Consider the following 16,958-nt stretch of genomic DNA (forward strand, 5'->3'; position numbering starts at 1 on the left):
GAAGGAACCCGTACACCGATGACGCTCGCGCAAGCCCCTCTCCTCGTTGATGGCGCCACTCACTCGGCCCAGACGTTCCGCATGATGATCAAAGACCTCAGCCGCGGCGCGCAGGGCATTACCGAGGCTGCGGACTTGAAGGTGACTGCGCTGCCCGTACCGGGGGCTGGTGTGCAGATCGCTGACGGTTCCGCCGTGATCCGCGGTAGGGCGAACGCCTGGCAGGGGTCCTACACGGCGTACAACATCGGTACGGCCACCGTGCCGATTGCCCCGACCGGTGCCACGCCGCGCTCCGATCTGGTGGTGCTGCGGGTGACGGACCCGGAGTTCGAGGGCGGTCTGGATCCGGCGACGGATCAGATCAACGTCTTCGATGTCATCCCGAACGTCGACAGTACCGCCACCGCCGCCCCTGCCGGGGTGACAGGTGTGGCGATCGGCCGTCTGGACATTCCCGCGAACACGGGCACGATCACCGCGGCAATGATCCGCGACCTACGGCGGGTTGCCAACCCGCGCCGGGAGCGTGCCCTGCACACCGCCTACCCGGTCAAGCTGACGAAGGCGTGGAAGGACGACGACAAGTGGCACAACTGGCCCGCCGAGGCGCGGTGGATGATTCCCGTTCCCGCCTGGGCCACAAAGATGATCTTCACGGTCATCATTGCCGGGCTCCGCCTCGACGTCGACAGCCTGTACGGGATGCTTCAGCCCGTCTTCGGCACTGTGGTCGGGCAGGGCACGGTCATCGACGACAACCAGGGCAAGGTCGTCCGCCGCAGTACGGGCATCGTGGCCGACACCCTCACCCTCCCGGCCGCCTACCGGGGCACCAGCCAACCGCTGTTCCTCCAGGCGAAGATGTCGAAGGACTGGAAGGGCGACCTCGGCGTTGACGCCGGCAGCAGCATCGTCGCGGACATCGAGTTCACCGAGGGCCCGGTGTGACCTACCGCTACCTCACGCAGAACGCTCTGACAGGCGAGTGGCTCTCACCCCATCTCCCGCTCACCGGTGTCGAGTTCGGCCCGGACCTGAACGGCCCCGGCCACCTGGAAGGAACTCTCTCCCCGCGCCTGGCCTGGTCGCATCCCGAACTCGCAGATCCGGGCAACACCCTCATCTACGCCGAGCGGGACGGTCACCTCCGGTGGGGCGGGACGATCTGGCAGACCGAGCCCGACGGCGACAACCTCAAGGTCGAAGCTGCCGGATGGTCCTCATACCTGCATCGGAGGCACGACCTGGACGGCGAGCTCGGCGGCCGTGGCCCGTACGTACGGGCGGATCCGTGCAAAGTGGCCCGGGACATCGTGGCGTACGCCCAGTCCATCCCCGATGGTGACCTCGGCCTGAGCGTCGACGCGACCACGTCGAAGGCGACGGTCGGCACCACGGCCGAGCCGTGGCACTCCCGCTGGTGGGAGACCCCCGTCCTCGGGGAGCAGCTTGATGACCTCGTGAAGGGCACGGACTCCCCCGACTACACCTGCACCACCTGGTGGGACAAGAACCATCGGCCGGTCCGCCGCATACAGCTCGGCTACCCGCGCCTCGGAGCCAGGCGTACGGACATTGCGTTCTCCAGCGGCATCAACATCATCGACAGCCCGCCGGTCACGTACAGCGCGGACGAGTACGCGCAGGTCGTCATCGCCACCGGCACAGGCGAAGGCCGCTCCCAGCAGCGCGCCGTCGAAGCCGTCCGCAACCGCAGGCTGCGCCTGGAGCACATCCTGGAGCTACCCGAGGTACGCGGCCGCGACGTCCTCGCCCAGCGTGCGAAGGCGGAGCGGGCGTGGCGGCAGGTCCTGGGCCAGGTCGAGCAGATCACCGTCCGCGATCACCCCTCGGCGCCCATCGGCTCCTGGCAGATCGGCGATGACGTACGCGTCAGCGTCCGCGATCAGTGGACGGACTGGTCCGGGTGGTGCCGCATCACCGGCTGGACCGTCCGCCCCGATACCGAAGCCGGCGAGACGGCCACCCTTCAGCTCGTACCGGCGGGCGCCCACCAGTACGCCACCGCGGCCTAAGCACCTCAAGGAAGACTGCCTTGCCCACTGACATAGGTACTCGCCTCGCCCGCCTGGAGAAGCTCCTCCGAAGCGCCGTCCGTGCCCCCAAGCTGGCCAACGCCAGCATCGAGAGCGGCTCGGTCGACGTGTATGACGAAAACGGTTCGCTGCGCGCGGTCATCGGCCAGCAGCCGGACGGCACCAGCGGCGTGGTCACGGTCAATGGGCCGCGACCGCCCACCCCGTCCGTACCGGAGGTGGAATCGGTCCTCGGTGGGCTGCGCATCACCTGGGACGGCGCTTTCGCCGATGGGGATGTTCCGCCGCTGGATCTGTCCCGGGTGCAGGTCCATGTACTGGCCTCGGCGAGTACGCAGCCGGATGCGAGGTGGCCTACTGCGACGATCGAGGCCGCATCGGGTGCCTCAGTCACCGTCGCGGTCGATCACTACGGGCCCCTGTGGGTGCGGCTGGTCGCGGTGAACACCTCCGGCATCCCCAGCTTCCCCTCCGCCTCTGTGCGGACGACTGCTCGTCGGGCCGCTTCGGGTGACCTGGGCAATGGAGTGGTCCAGCAGGGGCACATCGCGGTCGGCGCCATCATCACCCCGCATTTGGCGGTCGGCTCGGTCACCCCCGACCAACTCGCGGTCGGCCAGGGCACCAATCTGATTCCAGATCCGGGGTTCGAGGGCGCGGCCACCGCCAACACGGTTGCGGCCGGTGGTGCCGCCTGGTCGCTCGCCCCCGGCAACCGTACGGGTGTGGGGATTCGTCTCGACTGCACGGCGGACTCCCCCACCTACTTCACGTTGCCTCTGGCGACGGTTCCGGTACTGGCGGCCTCGCAGATCTTCCTCGGCGTCGATGTCCTGGCCTCTGAGAGCCTCGCCTCTCAGGCGGTGAAGGTCCTCGCCCGGTGGGAAACGACCGCAGGTGAAGTGCTCGGTTACGGCGTCGCTGAGGCGACCGCGCCCGAGGCGGGTGTGTGGCGGCGAGTGACGGGGCAGGTCGCCGCGCCGCAGGGCACGACCCGCGCGGTCTTGTGTCTGGAAGCGTCCGCGGCCACGGCCGGATGGTGTGTGTTCGACAACGCCGAGGCGCACACGATCTTCGGCGACGCGACCGGCGGTGCCCGCGCCGAGATCGGCCCTCAGGGTCTTCGCCTCTACGACGAAGACGGCGAGGAGGTCGTCTCGCTGGTGTCCGGTCAGGCCAACTACCTCACACTGCGCGACGGTACGACTCGGGTCGCCGCGATCGGCTCCACCGGCGACGCCTCATTCCAGAACCTCAACGTCGCCGGGACCGTCACCATAGGCGGCGACGACCTCACCACCCTCAACAACGGGCCACAGGGCGTCGTCGCGGTCGACTGGATAGCCAAGGCGGTAAAGACGACCACCGGCACCGAGATGGGCTACGTCGAGCTGGCTTTCGACGCCGAGGCCGGTCGCATGTACCGGATCGTCTACGACGGGTCAGCGGAATGCAGTCCTGCCGGGGGCTCGCTCGTGCTGCGACTGCGCACCGGGTACGCCTCCGCACCACTGATCAAGTCCACTCAGATCCAGGAGGCACGCTTTCCGCTGTCGCAAGCCGTACGCCGCAACGTGCGCCTGGAGTTCACCAGCCCCTGCGGACCAACCGACCTGATCCGCCCTGGCCGTAACCGGCTCCTGCTGACTTTCACCAGCGACAGCGGCGCACCCGCCGGCCAGCAGGTGACGCTGACCGGAGCCCAGGGCCGCGAGGGGCAGATGACGGTGGAGGACATCGGCGAACAGGTAGCGAAGACGGGCGTCTTCAACACCGGTGGTGCCGTGGTCCCCGATCCGCCCGTCAAGGTCATGCGGACGTACAAGGCCAACTGGTCCGGCAGCTACGCGAAGCGGTCCGGCTACAACACCTACTACGGCAACCAGATGGTGGGCGGCTACTTCTCGGCCAACAACGGCACCCAGGCCGCGCTGGTGGGCTTCGGCGGCAGCCTCGCCTCCGACCTGTCCGGCGCCAAACTCCTCAAGGTTGAGGTCTACCTCTACGCCAACCACTGGTACTACGCATCCGGCGGCACCACGGTCCTCAAGGTGCACAACCACGCGTCGCGGCCGGCCAAGTTCTCCGCCGATCAGAGCGAGTCGAAGACTGTCACCGGCTGGGCCCGGGCCAGCGGCCGATGGATCGACATCACCTCGATCTTCGATTCGGCAACCTTCCGCGGCATCGCGATCGACCCGAACACCACGACCAAGACGTTCTACGGCATTTTCGACGGCGTGGGCACTGCACACCCGCCGCAGCTTCGCGTCACCTACATCAAGTAATCGGAGAGCATCTGTGGCCGCCCTGTACGGAGACCTCGTCACCAACGGCACGTTCACGACCGGCACCACCGGCTGGTGGTCCGGCGACCCCGTCATGGTCACCCTCAATGCACCCGGAACGGGACTGGAGGCAACCGCCACCACCGACGCCGCGAACCTGTGGGATGCCCCGCTCGGGCAGGACAACATCACCCTTCGCCCCGGCTGCACCTACACGCTGACATTCACCGCCCGGGCCAGCCAGCCCGGCACGACGCTGCGCGCGCAGGTCGGGCTCGGCGCGGCCCCGTGGACAGCAGGGCTGGATCGTACGGTGACGCTGTCGGCGGTGGACACGCACTTCGTCCTCACCTTCACCGCCGCTCTCGACACCACGGCGGGGCAGGTGAGCTTCCAGTTCGGGCAGGGCACAGAGGTCATCGTCTACCTGACCGAGGTCCGCCTGACCTGCTCCACCGTCCGCGAAGGTTTCTACGCCGATCCGGATTCCAACGCGGCGCGGTGGGTGGCCGCGAACCCTGGCGATCCTCGCGCCACGAGGATCGCCAGTTCGCTGGTGCGGCGGCCGGCCGCGAAGTGGTTCGGGGACTGGAACAAGGATGTTCAGGGTGATGTCGACGCTTACATGTCGGCTGCGGCCGCCGCGGGGCGGCTGCCGATCCTGGCGGCCTACAACATGTTCAACCGGGACAACGGCGGACAGTCCAGCGGCGGAGCCGCATCACCGGAGGAATACCGTACGTGGATCGACGCCTTCGCCGCCGGTATCGGCGACCGGCCTGCCCTCGTCATCGTCGAACCGGACTCTCTCAGCCAACTCGGCGATCTGCCCACAGATGCAATGCGAGTCGAACGCACCGCCTTGGTCGCGTACGCGGCCAACTCCCTGGCCGACCGCCCCCTCGTCCGGTCCTACCTCGACGGTGGCAACGCCACCTGGATCAGGCCCGCCGAGATGGCAGCCCGGCTCGCGGCAGCGGGGGCAGCCAGCGCGAGGGGCTTCGCGATCGGAGTGGCGAACTTCGACTCCACCGACATCTCCTGCACCTACGGGCTCCAGGTCAGCCAAGCCCTCGCCGCACTCGGCGTACCCAATGCGCGGTTCGTGATCGATACCTCTCGGAACGGGAACGGTGCAATGGACGCGGACGGACAGCACGTCGACTACTGCAACCCAGCCGGACGGCGACTCGGAGTCCCCTCCTCGATCGGCGTCGGCGGCGCCGAGTACCTGCTGTGGATCAAGGTCCCCGGCGACTCCGACGGCATGTGCGGCGTGGCTCCCGATGTTCCCGCCGGCACGTTCTCGCCTTTTCTCGCCGAGGTTCTCGTCGATGGCCGGTAGCACCCGGTTACGGTGCTGCCCTCAGCCTCACGGCACTGGGCAGCCGCCGCCCCGCGGGTCGTTCCGCGAGCAGGACTCGCAATGGCCCGGCTCATGCTCGGGGCAGCTGATCGCATAGACGACGTGCCATCTTGGTGCGTAACTCGCTTATGTAGGCTGCGCGTTGACCTTGAAGCGAGCTGCATTCCAAGAGGAGACCCCGTGGCCGAGCAGTCGACACCTGCCGATGCGTCCCTGCAGCGCGACAGGATCAACACCGCGCAGCCGCATACGGCCCGGATCTGGAACTACTGGCTGGGCGGGAAGGATCATTATCCGGTCGACCAAGTGGCCGGTGACCAGATCCGTGAGCTGCACCCGGGCATCGGCGACTACGCCCAGGCGGATCGGCTGTTCCTCGGGTGTGCGGTGCGGTACCTGGTCGCCGACTGCGGGATCCGGCAGTTCCTCGACATAGGTACCGGCCTGCCGACGGCCAACAACACCCACGAGGTCGCCCAACGGCTGGCGCCGGAATCCCGCATCGTCTACGTCGACAACGACCCACTGGTGCTCGCCCACGCGCGTGCCCTGCTCACCAGCACGCCCGAGGGGAAGACCGACTACCTCGACGAGGACCTGCGCAACGTCGACGTCATCCTGGAGCACGCGGCGAAGACCCTGGATTTCAATGAGCCGGTCGCACTCATCCTGCTCGGCGTGGTCATATTCCTTGACGACGACGCGCAGGCGTACGGCATCGTCAGCCGCCTGATGGACGCGCTGCCGCCCGGGAGCCACCTGGTCCTCTCCCACACGATCACGGATCCGGCGATGCCCGATGTGGACGCGGCAGTGGCGTTCTGGAACGAGCACGGCACCCCGAAGCTCACCCAGCGCACTCCCGGCCAGGTCACCCGGTTCTTCGACGGCCTGGAGCTCCTCGCCCCTGGCGTGGTGTCATGCAGCCGCTGGCGTCCTGAGACGGATGCCGTAGGCATGCCGGACGAAGTGGCGATGTTCGGCGGGGTCGCACACAAGCCCTAAGGCATCGGTTATGTCCATGGCCCGGCCTGGGCCAACGCCCCTGCGGCGCCCCGGACGGGCTGGGGCTGCACCCGTGGTAGCGGGATTCTTGAGACTCGTAAGATCAAGAGTGGCGCGGGGCTGCCAGGAGTGATTGCGGTGTCCGTGCCGCCGAGTGCCGAGCCCACGCTGTGGGAGCTGCACCGTGCTGTCTCACAGCTGCGTGAGGATCTGCGCGGCGACCTCGCGCATCTCGCCGCACGTCTCGACCAGGTCGTCACCCAGGACGTGTACCGGGCAGATCAGCGGGCGGTCGATCAGCGCATCAGCCAGGTCGAAGCGAGCTTGTCCGGCCTGCGCGGTGAGCATGACCAGAGCCTGGAGCGGGCGGAGCAGCAGCGGCGTGAGGATCAGACGCAGGCCGCTGCGACGAGACGTCTGGTGATCTCTTCGTTCGTGGCCCCGCTGCTCCTCATGGCTCTCCAGCTGTGGATCGTCTCGCGAGGGACGCCGCCGTAGGCGGGTACGCGAGCAGCCTTTACTTCAAGATCGGGCGCGGGGAGATTTCGAGCGTCGACGTTGGCAACACCCCTTACTCCTGACCGGCTCGTCTCAGCACTGCGCGCAGAAGGCGTGCGTGTCGTCGAGCGTTCCGGCTGGCGAACTCACAATCGAAACCACAAGGGCCCCTGGGGCCCCGTCCGCGGCGTGATGATCCACCACACGGTGACGTCCGGGACGAGCGACACCGTTGGCATCTGCGAGCGCGGATACGAGGGCCTTCCAGGTCCGCTGTGTCATGGCGTGATCGCCAAGGACGGCACGGTTCACCTCATCGCCAATGGCAGGGCGAATCATGCTGGCCGCGGAGACGGAGACGTTCTCCAGGCCGTGATCGCCGAACGGGCACTGCCGGCGGCGAATCAGGCGGATACGGACGGCAATACAGCGTTCTACGGATGGGAGTGCGAGAACCTCGGCGACGGTCATGACCCGTGGCCGTCTGCGCAGCTCGATGCGATCGAGCGGGTCTCGACGGCACTGTGCCGTGTGCACGGCTGGGGCGCGGCGAGTGTGATCGGACATCTGGAGTGGCAGCCGGGGAAGATCGATCCCAAGGGCTTCGCGATGAGCTGGCTGCGCAGCCGGGTCAGGGACCGCCTGAAGGGGCGGCCCACCGGCGGAAAGCCCGGCGGCGGCACATCCGACGGTTCCACTCACACCGTGAAGAGCGGTGAGACGCTCTCCGGGATCGGCCAGCGCCTCGGGACCAGTTGGCAGGCCATCGCCCAGGCCAACAGCATCCCTGCCCCGTATGTCATCAAAGCCGGCCAGCGGCTGACGATCCCCGGCAAGAGCAGCGGAAAGGCATACACGCCGCCGCCGTTTCCGGCCGGGCTCGCCCCGGGTCGCACCTCTCCGTCGGCCAAGCGACTCCAGCAGGCACTCAAGGACACCGGATGGCTCGACCGGTCGGTGCCGCTGTCCGACACCTACGGCCCGCAGACCCAGAAGGCGGCCTCCGGTTTCAACCGCAAGCACAACCTCCATGCCACTGGCCGCCCCAATGACCCGGCCATCGGCCGGCGCGGCTGGGACCTCCTGCACCAACTCGCCAACGGGAACTGAACTTGAGCACCTTCATCCATGATCACAGCACTCGCCTGTATGCCATCGCCGCGTCGGCGCTCTCCCTGGTCGCCTACTACGTGGACGGGCTACCGACCGGGCTGATCCTCGCCCTGATGGCCGCGGTCCTCGGAACCGGCGAAGCGGTGCAGCGCCTCGAAGACCGCAAGACCAGCCAGGCTTTGTCCCTCGAACCGCCGCACACCCTCCAGGACTGACCCGAGTCAGCCCGCCTCCCTCGTCCGATCCGACGGCGGAGGCGGGCTGCTGCCTTCCGCGCTGCCCACTCGTCGGGAGGCCGCTCCTTCGTCATGTGACCGATTCTCAGTGGCTCGCGGCCGGAGCGGAGGATTTGCCTTCGATCGTGGGGCCTGATCTCACTTTGCTGACCTCGTTCTCACTGCGCCTGTCACGGTCGGTTTCTGAGGCGATGGGCTGGTGGTCGTGTTGCGACCACCAACGGCAGAGGTTTCAGAGAACCACTCGGCGGGCGCGAAAGTCGTAGCCGTCCTGCTGGAAACCGGGGGCCTCCCATTCGAGCTGGACCTGCCGACCCGGGTCGAGGGTGCGGAAGCCGGCCATCTCGATGTCGCTGAAGTGCGCGAAGCAACCACCGGGTGTTTCAACCGAGTCGAGCACTCCCCAGCCTTCCTCTTCGTACCACTCGCGCACGGTCGCCGTGATCATGGACGAACCCCCTGCCAGGACGTTGGGCTGAACCCGGTTAGATCCCCTGGTAGGGACCTCCGACGCACGCGAGTGAGCATAATTGGCCACAGCAAGGCGCCGCGACCGAGTTCGTTCGCGCGGGGAGCGTGGCTACGGCAACGGAAGGCAGGACCTCCCCCGCGGGTCCGCACCGACGTCGTTGAACCGTCAGCAGGCTTCCGCGAAAGCCATGTCGTTCGAGAACGCCGCGGGGCGATGTTCTTAAACGACTTGGCACCTCAGCAGTTCAGCAGCCCTCTGCCCGCCAGATGAACTGCGACAGGACACCGAGGGGCCTTTCTGAGTGTGAAGGCCATGTGTCCCGTCTCCAGCGACCTGGTCCGCGTCTTAGGTGATCTGGTCCGATTCACTTCTGGTCTCAGGTGATGTGGTTCGCCGACGTGTTTGTGACGGGCTGTCGCTCGTTGGGGTGACGCTATTGCGTACAGGCTGTGGTGCTCCACGAGGTGATCGACGGAAGTACGGCAACGCCGCATCGCCTACTTCGAAGATCTCGCGGCCAGAGCACGAAACCAGCCGCCCCGGCCGACTCGCTACGTGACCGCGAGGAGCAGTTCGAACTCTTCTCGCGGCTCAGCTCTAGGCCAGCGCCGCCGCCAGCAGCAGCGCAATCAGGAGGGGCAGAAACACCCACCCGAGCGCGAGCGAAGCCGCCACTATGCGGTACGTCCGCATGGACCGGCGGTGGGGCAGGACCCAGGCGATGGCAAGTAGGGACAGGGCCCCATAGATCACGACTCCGTATTGGCCCATGCCGTCGTGGGCCCGGATCACGCTGTACTCCATCGCGAGGAGCGGAAGACCGAGCAGGGAGGCCACGAGGGGTGCCTTCCACCAGGTTCTGTGGAGGGCAGGGAGCCGCGTCACATGGTTCTGCGTCGTCTTCATGGGCCCCACCCCATCACCATCAACCGCCTCGGGCATCGGTAGTCGTACTCATCTGATCTAGGTTGATCCAACGGACTCCTTCGACAGGCTGACTGCCCCTCACTGACATGGATGGTTTTGCCCATGTCATCGTCGCGTCGGAGTCTGGTGTTCCGGGCCAGTGAAGTAGGTGTTGCACTGGCTGGTCCGTCGGACCCCGACCGACCCCCGCCTCGCCCTGGAATCGATGAACTCGACCCAGCCTGGGGGAACGATCACGACGCACACGGGGAACGATCTTCGGCGAGCCGCGAAGGCACTGGTCAACCCCACTCGTGAACACCCCAGGAGTGGCTCGTTGTCCGCCTCGGCCGGGGCCACGACCTGACCTGGCCCGTTCTCATCCGGCACCTCGCTCCCGGAGGCTGGGTCCACCCACTCACCGCACAGGCCGACACCGAAGCCGTGATCACACTCCACCAGCTCCTCGGCGAGTTCTTCGACACACGAGAACAACCAGACGGCCTCGCCAACATCTTCAGGAACTACCAGGAGTGGCTGACGACTCAGACCTGGTATCAGTTCGACACAGCGGAGCCGGACCAGGTCAACTGAGACAGCCTCCGGCATGCCTGGGACCGCACCACCTGAGATTCCTGGCATCCCCACGTCTCAACTGAACTGGTCGCCGCAGGTCAACGGGCCGACTCGGAACCAGATCATTTAAGACGGGACGCCATGACTCCGAGTGGCTGACCTCCGACGCGTTCGAAGATGTCCTGTGACAGTCGATCTTCCTCTTTGCCACTGAATCTTGCTCAAGCTCGGCTTGTTGCCACTACGGTTTACTCGAAGGTAATGGGCGGAAAGTGTGATTTCCGTCTTGTGTCCGCATCGGCTCCGCTACGCTGCACACCTCATCGTCCGGGAGTGGACAGGAGGGTCCCTTGGCGGCCCAAGTAACAATCAATGAAGGTGTGTTGTGGGTAGGTGGCGAGGCCTATCCGCTGCGCAACATCTCCCATGTCGGCCAGAGACGACTGACCGTCGACAAGGGTGCCGCGTGGAAGAAGTTCATCCTCCAGAGCATCGGCTGGTTCATCCTGGGCGGCATATTCGCCTCTTTCGCCGGCACCGTGGGAACGATCGTCTTCCTCGCCGTCGAGGCACTTCTGGTTTGGAGGTTGGTCTCGGCCCTGCAGAAGCCCCCGGTGTACGGCCTGGTCCTCAACACCTCCGGCACCCAGCGTGAGGCCATCTGGTCCACGCAGCAGGAGGAGATCCAGCAGTTGATCTACGAGATCACCAAGGCGATCGGCAACCCCGACGTCGCACAGACGGTCATCAACGTGGCCCACGCGGTGCAGGGTGACGTCATCCACCAGTACGGCCAGGGCAGCATCGGCAAGGCCCAGCACAGCGGCAGCGGGAACATCGGGGGATCATGAGCGGCGACCACATTCAGCAGTACGGCTCGGGCAGCATCGGCAAGGCCGAGCACACCGGTTCCGGTGACATCGTGGCCGGCGGCAAGACCGTCGGCGCGACCGCAGGAGGGCCTGCGGTGGAGGCCCTCCTGCGGGAGGTCGAGAAACTGCGCCCGTACCTGGACGAGAACGACCGGGCAGAGGTGGACGCGGCGGCCGACTCGATCGCCGAGGAGACGTCTGCGGAGCGCCGGCGTGGCCTGGTGCAGCGCATCTCCGGAATCGCGGCGCTGGTCGGCGAGGTGGGCGTGCCGGTGATCGCGGCCGCGAAGGCGCTGCTGGCGGGCTGAGGCGGCCGATCGGCGGCTGTGCAAGTTGAAGTAATGGGCGTGTCCCGGGTGTGCCTGGGACACGCCTTGGCCGTGCTTGGGGCAGGCACAGGTGTAATGGGCGAGGTGACCAGGTGCGCACTGCACGTGCGTTGGAGCATGACACCGCCGGAGGTGGGTTCACGCTCCGTTTCGGCGGTGTTGAAGGCCACGACCGGATTGTCCCGTTGGATCAGTGCCACGGGCTGGCGTGGGAGGAGGCAGCTCCGGTACGGACGTTCCGCTGGTCGCGCGGACTCGGGCATTTCCCAGGCTGGTGGTGGGCCGCATCGACTGGACGTCATGTGGGGTTCGAGTCGTGGCTGGAACAGGACCGGCTGATCCTGATGGACTTCGATCCTGATGTTATGGGGATCGCTTCGCAGCCGTTCTGGCTGCACTGGCATGACGGGAAAGAGAAGCGGCGCCACGCCCCGGACTACTTCGTACGGCTTGCCGACGGCCGTGCTCGCGTGGTCGATGTCCGTGCCGAAGACCAGGTCGATGAGCGGACCGCCGAGGCGTTCGCAGCCACCGAGCGGGCCTGTTCGGCGGCCGGCTGGGAATTCAGGCACGTCGGTGTCCCTGATCCTGCGCTGATGGCGAATCTGCGGTGGCTGGCCCGCTACCGGCATCCGCGCTGCGCCGGCAGACCTGAGGTCGCAGCCCGGTTGCAGGAGACCTTCGCAGTGCCGACGCCGTTGCTGACGGGAGCCGAGGACGTCGGGGATCGGCTGGCGGTGTTGCCCCCGCTGTTTCATCTGATGTGGAGGCAGGAACTGGTGGCGGATCTCGCGCATGAGCGGCTGGGCCCCGTCACACTGGTGCGGGCCGCTGGCTCAGCGAGGGGCATGCGGTGAGCGCGGGGCGTCGGCCGCGGCGGCCTGCCGGGGTGTCGATCGGTGATCGAGTACGGGTGGCCGGGGTTCTGCACACGGTGATCGCGGTGTCCGGCACGACCGTGCGTCTGGCGGACACGGATGGCATGGTCACCGACCTCGGCCTGATCGAGTTGTCGGCGGCCGAGGACTTCGAGGTGGTACGCGCGTCGTCGCGGACACCGGTTCCGCCGGCGACGCCGTTGGAGGGTCTGCCGGAGGCAGCGGCGGCGGAGGCGTTGTGGTGGGAACAGCACATCGTGGAGGTGTTGCGCGGGGTTCCGCCGCAGGCTCCTGCCGGCACGAGGCCGAAGCCGGAGTACGACCCGGCGGTGGTGTCGCTGACCCGCCGTGAGCAGGCCAAGGCCGCGGAACTGAGCGCTGCGGGGCGGCCGGTGACGGCGAGTGCGATCGCCAAGCGTCGCCGCCGCTATGAGGCCCGCGGAGTGGTCGGGATGGCCGACCACCGATCGGGCAGGCCCGTCAGCGCGCACGGCCGGGTGGACCCGCTGGTGGTGGAGGCGATGCAGAAGGCGGTCGCCGAGGCCGCCCAGGGTTCCACCCGGACGGCGACTTACCTGTTCTGGAGGACCGGTCAGATCCTGGAGGCGGATCACGGCCGGGGTGCGGTGGAGTTGCCGTCGCAGCGCAGTCTCTACCGGCTGCTGGAGAAGCTGTCGGCGGGCAAGCACACCACCGGATCGGCCCGCACCCGCCGGTCGCTGGCGGACCGGCCCGACGGGCCGTTCGGCGAAAGAAGCGCGGCGGCGCCGGGCGAGTTGATGCAGATGGACTCGACCCCGCTGGACGTGCTGGTCCGCCTGGACGACGGGGTCCCCGCCCGGGTTGATCTGACCGGCATGATCGATGTCGCGACCAGGAGCCTGACCGCGGCGGTGCTGCGGCCGACGACCAAGTCCGTGGACGCCAGCGTGTTGCTGGCCCGCACCGTCACCCCCGAGCCGATGCGGCCCGGCTGGGCCCAGGCGCTGGCGATGTCACGCTCGGCGTTGCCGTTTAGGCGGCTGCTGGACATCGACGCGCGTCTGGAGCACGCCGCCGCCCGTCCGGTCATCGTCCCCGAGACCATCGTGGTCGACCAGGGGAAGGTGTTCGTCTCCCGCAACTTCCGGGCCTCCTGCAACTTCCTGGGCATCAACTTCCAGCCGGTGCACGATGCATCTGGCTGGGAGAAGGGCCACATCGAGCGGATGCTGGGTTCCGTCGGAACTCTGTTCGCCCAGTTCGTGGCCGGTTACACCGGCTTCAACGCCGAGCGCCGCGGCCGGCACGTCGAACAGCAGCCGCTCTGGTCCTTGCTGGAGCTGCAGGAACTCCTGGACGAGTGGATCGTGCTCTGGCAGAGCCGGCCCCACGACGGGCTGCGCGACCCCCTTCACCCGGGGCGGATGTTCAGCCCGAACGAGAAGTACGCCGCTCTCGTCGAGACGGCCGGTTATGTCCCGGTCGCGTTGTCGGCTGATGACTACATCGAGCTGCTGCCCGCGACCTGGCGGGCGGTCAACGCCTACGGCGTGAAGATCAAGCACCGGACCTACGACGACCAGGCCCTCAACCCGCTGCGGCAGCAGCGGTCAGGCGTCAGGGACCGCAAGGATCTGTGGGAGATCCACTACGACCCCTACGACGTGTCCCGCATCTGGGTCCGTGACCACTGGAAGGGCGGCTGGATCACTCTGTTCTGGAAACAACTGCACCGCGTCGCCGCCCCGTTCGGTGAACTGGCATGGGACCACACCCGCCGCAGCCTGCCCGGAGCGACTGAGGAGCAACTCGCCGACGCCGTCGCCGACCTGCTGCGACGAGCACATCAGGGACCCGCTGACAGCGGTGACGCAGGCAGCAGGGCCCGGCTCAGCCGCCGGGACCGGCGTGTCGCCGCCCGCACCAAGTCCAGTCCGCCATCCACCCCAATCCCGCCCGAGGAGCCCCCTGCCGAACGCGTCGCCGACGGCGAAGCGGGCCCGGACGACGACGCTCCCGAGGAGAACATCGCCAAGGTGATCCCGATGCCGATCTTCGATGCCTTCACCGAAGCGGACAAGCAGTGGTGAGTCAGGGGCCGGGGCGGGGCGGGGATCCCGCGGATGGGTATGGGCATCTGCAGCTGACCACCCTGCCGGGCTGGCGCGGGTTCGTCACCGAGATACCCGGAGTGCCGGATCTGCTGCCCGAGGTGATCTGGTCGGGTCTCGCGGACGACAAACGGGTCTGCTATGACGATGACCGCATCGACCACCACTCACGGTTGCTGGTGGTCCAGACTCCTACAATCCGCCAGGTCATCGCCTCGGGCCGATGCCTGATCCAGATGAACAAGAACGCCCACTACGGACGGTGCGGCCTGATGGTGTCCGGCCCCGCCAGAACCGGCAAGACCACCGCGCTCACCCAACTCGGCAAGACCGTCGAGGTGATCCACCGGCGGCGTCACCCGAACTCGTCCAGCGACATTCCGGTCATCTACATCACCGTCCCACCCGCCGCCACCCCCAAGATGATCGCGATGGAGTTCGCCCGGTTCTTCGACCTGCCGATCTCCGCCAGGAGCAACATCACCGACATCGCCGACGCGGTCTGCGGCGTCAGTACAGACGCTCACGTGACCCTCGTTGCAGTCGACGAACTCCACAACCTCAACACCGCCACACGCGCCGGCGCCGAAGCCTCCGACACTCTGAAGTACTTCTCCGAACGCATCCCGGCCACCTTCGTCTACGCCGGAATCAGCCTGGAACGCACCGGACTGCTCTCCGGCACCCGCGGAGAACAGATCGCCGGCCGGTTCAGCATGGTCCGCACCGGACCCTTCGGCCAGAACCAGCAGTGGACCGCGCTGATCGCAGCCCTGGAGGACAGCCTGAGGCTCCACCGCCACCGGCCCGGAGCCCTCACCAGACTCGACCGATACCTGCACCAGCGCACCCACGGGATGATCGGAAGCCTGCTCTGGCTGATCCGCGGCGCTGCCATCAACGCAGTCCTGGACAGCACCGAGAAGATCACCAAGAAGACCCTCGACGCCGTCGACGCCGACTTCACTTCCCAGTCCCCACGGCCACCCGCCACCTGATCAACACCCATGCTGCCCCGAGAACGAGCCGAGAAGATCCTCACCCTGCACGCGGCCGGATGGCCGGTGCAGGCCATCGCCGACCACATCGGCCACAGCCACCAAACCATCCGCGACTACATCAACGGCCGCAGAACGCCAGGGACTCGGGCCCCACGGCCAAGCCTGCTCACCGAACCCCTCGCCCGCTACTGCCGTCAGCGACTCACCGAAGATCCGCACCTGCGGACCAGCGTCCTGTTCAAAGAAGTAGCCGCCCTCGGCTTCCAGGGAAGCCGAGCGACCCTCTATCGCGAGCTGAAGCGCCGACACCGCCTGCCGGTCCTGGCCGACCGCCAGGAACCCAACTCGCAGGAGGAGCCTCCCCAGGTCCCATCCGGGATGTCCCGCACACTCGCCCGCAGGCACAAGCGGACACCGGTGCTGCCACAGCGAGTCGCCCCGATCGCAGGGGAGACCCTCAACTCCTATCTGGCCCGGATCGCCCAGGCCAACCACCTCACCGTCACCGAGGTACTGGCCGTGCTGCCCACGTGGTTCTCCACGAAGACCAACAACCTCGACGACCGAGCCCAGCACCACATGCTCGCCCCCGCAGCCACCCAGGCCCTGCACGAACTCGCCCACCTCACCAGCACCACTCCCGCCGGCCTTTCCCGCGCACTTCCCGCCTTCGACACCGACGAAGGCCCCGTCCGGGCCACGACCGCCTGCTGCCACCGGTGCACTGCCCGCCTCGGCATCCGCCAGCCCGTCCCCGTCCATCTGCCGATTCACCACAAGGTCTGCACACGGCACGGAGTCTGGCTCAGCGATCTCGGAGAACCCCATCTCGACCTCTCCATATGCCCCGAGATCACCACCGCCCAACACCGGGCGAACCGCCTCCTACGCCGCTTCACACCCCAGCAACTCACCCTCGCCCACCAAACCGCGGCCAACGCCGTCCCGCCCTGGCCAACCTCCCCAGCCGCCGTCCCGCACCACTGGAGATACCGGCTCCTCACACTGCAGACCCACAATCACCACCGCGGCGTCTCGACCGAACTCGATACATACGCACACGCCGCGATCTACCCCGACGCCATCGAACTCGCCGCAGGAGCACTCGCCAAGCATTCCCACGGTCCAGCAAGATCCACTGGCGGAAACTCTCCGCATCTCCGAACGATGGCACCCGTGGGTCACGGTCGCTTCGCCACTCAAGATTCCTCGTGGCAGGTCAGAGCGACCGCGTCAGGGACGACTCGATGACACAGGACAGAAGA

Annotated in this window: 17 protein-coding genes; 15 read left to right on the forward strand and 2 right to left on the reverse strand. The window is 67.2% G+C overall.

Features of this window, described 5'->3' with window-relative positions:
- Window positions 1-18 precede the first annotated feature (18 nt).
- From ABCR94_RS00350 to ABCR94_RS00390, 8 genes are all read left to right on the forward strand, one after another.
- Window positions 19-951 (forward strand): hypothetical protein, encoded by a 933-nt coding sequence (locus ABCR94_RS00350; RefSeq protein WP_347116916.1) that lies wholly within the window; start codon window positions 19-21, stop codon window positions 949-951.
- Window positions 948-2,039, forward strand: a complete 1,092-nt coding sequence (locus tag ABCR94_RS00355) for a hypothetical protein (RefSeq protein WP_347116917.1) — start codon at window positions 948-950, stop codon at window positions 2,037-2,039. The genes ABCR94_RS00350 and ABCR94_RS00355 overlap by 4 nt, the downstream gene beginning before the upstream one ends.
- 20 nt (window positions 2,040-2,059) lie before the next feature.
- Window positions 2,060-4,348: a hypothetical protein gene (locus ABCR94_RS00360; RefSeq protein WP_347116918.1), complete on the forward strand. Its 2,289-nt coding sequence runs from the start codon at window positions 2,060-2,062 to the stop codon at window positions 4,346-4,348.
- 13 nt (window positions 4,349-4,361) lie between these two features.
- Entirely contained in the window at window positions 4,362-5,693 is a 1,332-nt protein-coding gene (locus ABCR94_RS00365; protein ID WP_347116919.1) for a glycoside hydrolase family 6 protein, read from the forward strand.
- 201 nt (window positions 5,694-5,894) lie between these two features.
- On the forward strand, window positions 5,895-6,719 hold the full coding sequence (locus ABCR94_RS00370; RefSeq protein ID WP_347116920.1) for an SAM-dependent methyltransferase: 825 nt from the start codon (window positions 5,895-5,897) through the stop codon (window positions 6,717-6,719).
- A 138-nt stretch (window positions 6,720-6,857) separates the two neighbouring features.
- Entirely contained in the window at window positions 6,858-7,217 is a 360-nt protein-coding gene (locus tag ABCR94_RS00375; protein WP_347116921.1) for a hypothetical protein, read from the forward strand.
- A gap of 60 nt (window positions 7,218-7,277) precedes the next feature.
- A complete protein-coding gene (locus ABCR94_RS00380) occupies window positions 7,278-8,327 on the forward strand; it encodes an N-acetylmuramoyl-L-alanine amidase (RefSeq protein ID WP_521975866.1) in 1,050 nt (349 codons plus the stop codon).
- A gap of 2 nt (window positions 8,328-8,329) precedes the next feature.
- Window positions 8,330-8,545, forward strand: coding sequence for a hypothetical protein (locus ABCR94_RS00390; RefSeq protein WP_347116922.1), 216 nt, complete (start codon window positions 8,330-8,332; stop codon window positions 8,543-8,545).
- Between the two features lie 253 nt (window positions 8,546-8,798).
- Here ABCR94_RS00390 and ABCR94_RS00395 read toward each other — a convergent pair whose 3' ends face one another.
- Together ABCR94_RS00395 and ABCR94_RS00400 are read right to left on the reverse strand one after the other, a co-directional pair.
- Window positions 8,799-9,014: a cold-shock protein gene (locus ABCR94_RS00395; RefSeq protein WP_347116923.1), complete on the reverse strand. Its 216-nt coding sequence runs from the start codon at window positions 9,012-9,014 to the stop codon at window positions 8,799-8,801.
- 621 nt (window positions 9,015-9,635) lie between these two features.
- Complete coding sequence (locus ABCR94_RS00400; RefSeq protein WP_347116924.1) at window positions 9,636-9,944, reverse strand: hypothetical protein; 309 nt, start codon at window positions 9,942-9,944, stop codon at window positions 9,636-9,638.
- Between the two features lie 444 nt (window positions 9,945-10,388).
- Between ABCR94_RS00400 and ABCR94_RS00405 the strand changes: the two genes are divergently transcribed.
- The 7 genes from ABCR94_RS00405 (at window position 10,389) to ABCR94_RS00435 (ending at window position 16,944) form a co-directional block, all read left to right on the forward strand.
- Entirely contained in the window at window positions 10,389-10,538 is a 150-nt protein-coding gene (locus tag ABCR94_RS00405) for a hypothetical protein (protein ID WP_347116925.1), read from the forward strand.
- 332 nt (window positions 10,539-10,870) lie between these two features.
- Window positions 10,871-11,371 carry a DUF6232 family protein gene (locus ABCR94_RS00410; protein WP_347116926.1) on the forward strand — a complete coding sequence of 167 codons (501 nt, stop codon included), beginning with the start codon at window positions 10,871-10,873 and terminating at the stop codon, window positions 11,369-11,371.
- Window positions 11,368-11,700 (forward strand): hypothetical protein, encoded by a 333-nt coding sequence (locus ABCR94_RS00415; protein ID WP_347116927.1) that lies wholly within the window; start codon window positions 11,368-11,370, stop codon window positions 11,698-11,700. The genes ABCR94_RS00410 and ABCR94_RS00415 overlap by 4 nt, the downstream gene beginning before the upstream one ends.
- Before the next feature lie 131 nt (window positions 11,701-11,831).
- Window positions 11,832-12,578: a TnsA-like heteromeric transposase endonuclease subunit gene (locus ABCR94_RS00420; RefSeq protein WP_521975870.1), complete on the forward strand. Its 747-nt coding sequence runs from the start codon at window positions 11,832-11,834 to the stop codon at window positions 12,576-12,578.
- The gene (locus ABCR94_RS00425) at window positions 12,575-14,671 is read left to right on the forward strand and encodes a TnsB C-terminal domain-containing protein (protein ID WP_521975872.1); all 2,097 of its coding nucleotides are present in this window, start codon (window positions 12,575-12,577) and stop codon (window positions 14,669-14,671) included. The genes ABCR94_RS00420 and ABCR94_RS00425 overlap by 4 nt, the downstream gene beginning before the upstream one ends.
- Window positions 14,668-15,690: a TniB family NTP-binding protein gene (locus tag ABCR94_RS00430; protein ID WP_347116928.1), complete on the forward strand. Its 1,023-nt coding sequence runs from the start codon at window positions 14,668-14,670 to the stop codon at window positions 15,688-15,690. Before ABCR94_RS00425 ends, ABCR94_RS00430 begins: the two co-directional genes overlap by 4 nt.
- Before the next feature lie 9 nt (window positions 15,691-15,699).
- Window positions 15,700-16,944 carry a TniQ family protein gene (locus ABCR94_RS00435; protein WP_347116929.1) on the forward strand — a complete coding sequence of 415 codons (1,245 nt, stop codon included), beginning with the start codon at window positions 15,700-15,702 and terminating at the stop codon, window positions 16,942-16,944.
- Window positions 16,945-16,958 lie beyond the last annotated feature (14 nt).

Origin of the sequence: Streptomyces changchenzhani (genome assembly GCF_039766235.1) — a bacterium.
Classification (GTDB): Bacteria; Actinomycetota; Actinomycetes; order Streptomycetales; family Streptomycetaceae; genus Streptomyces.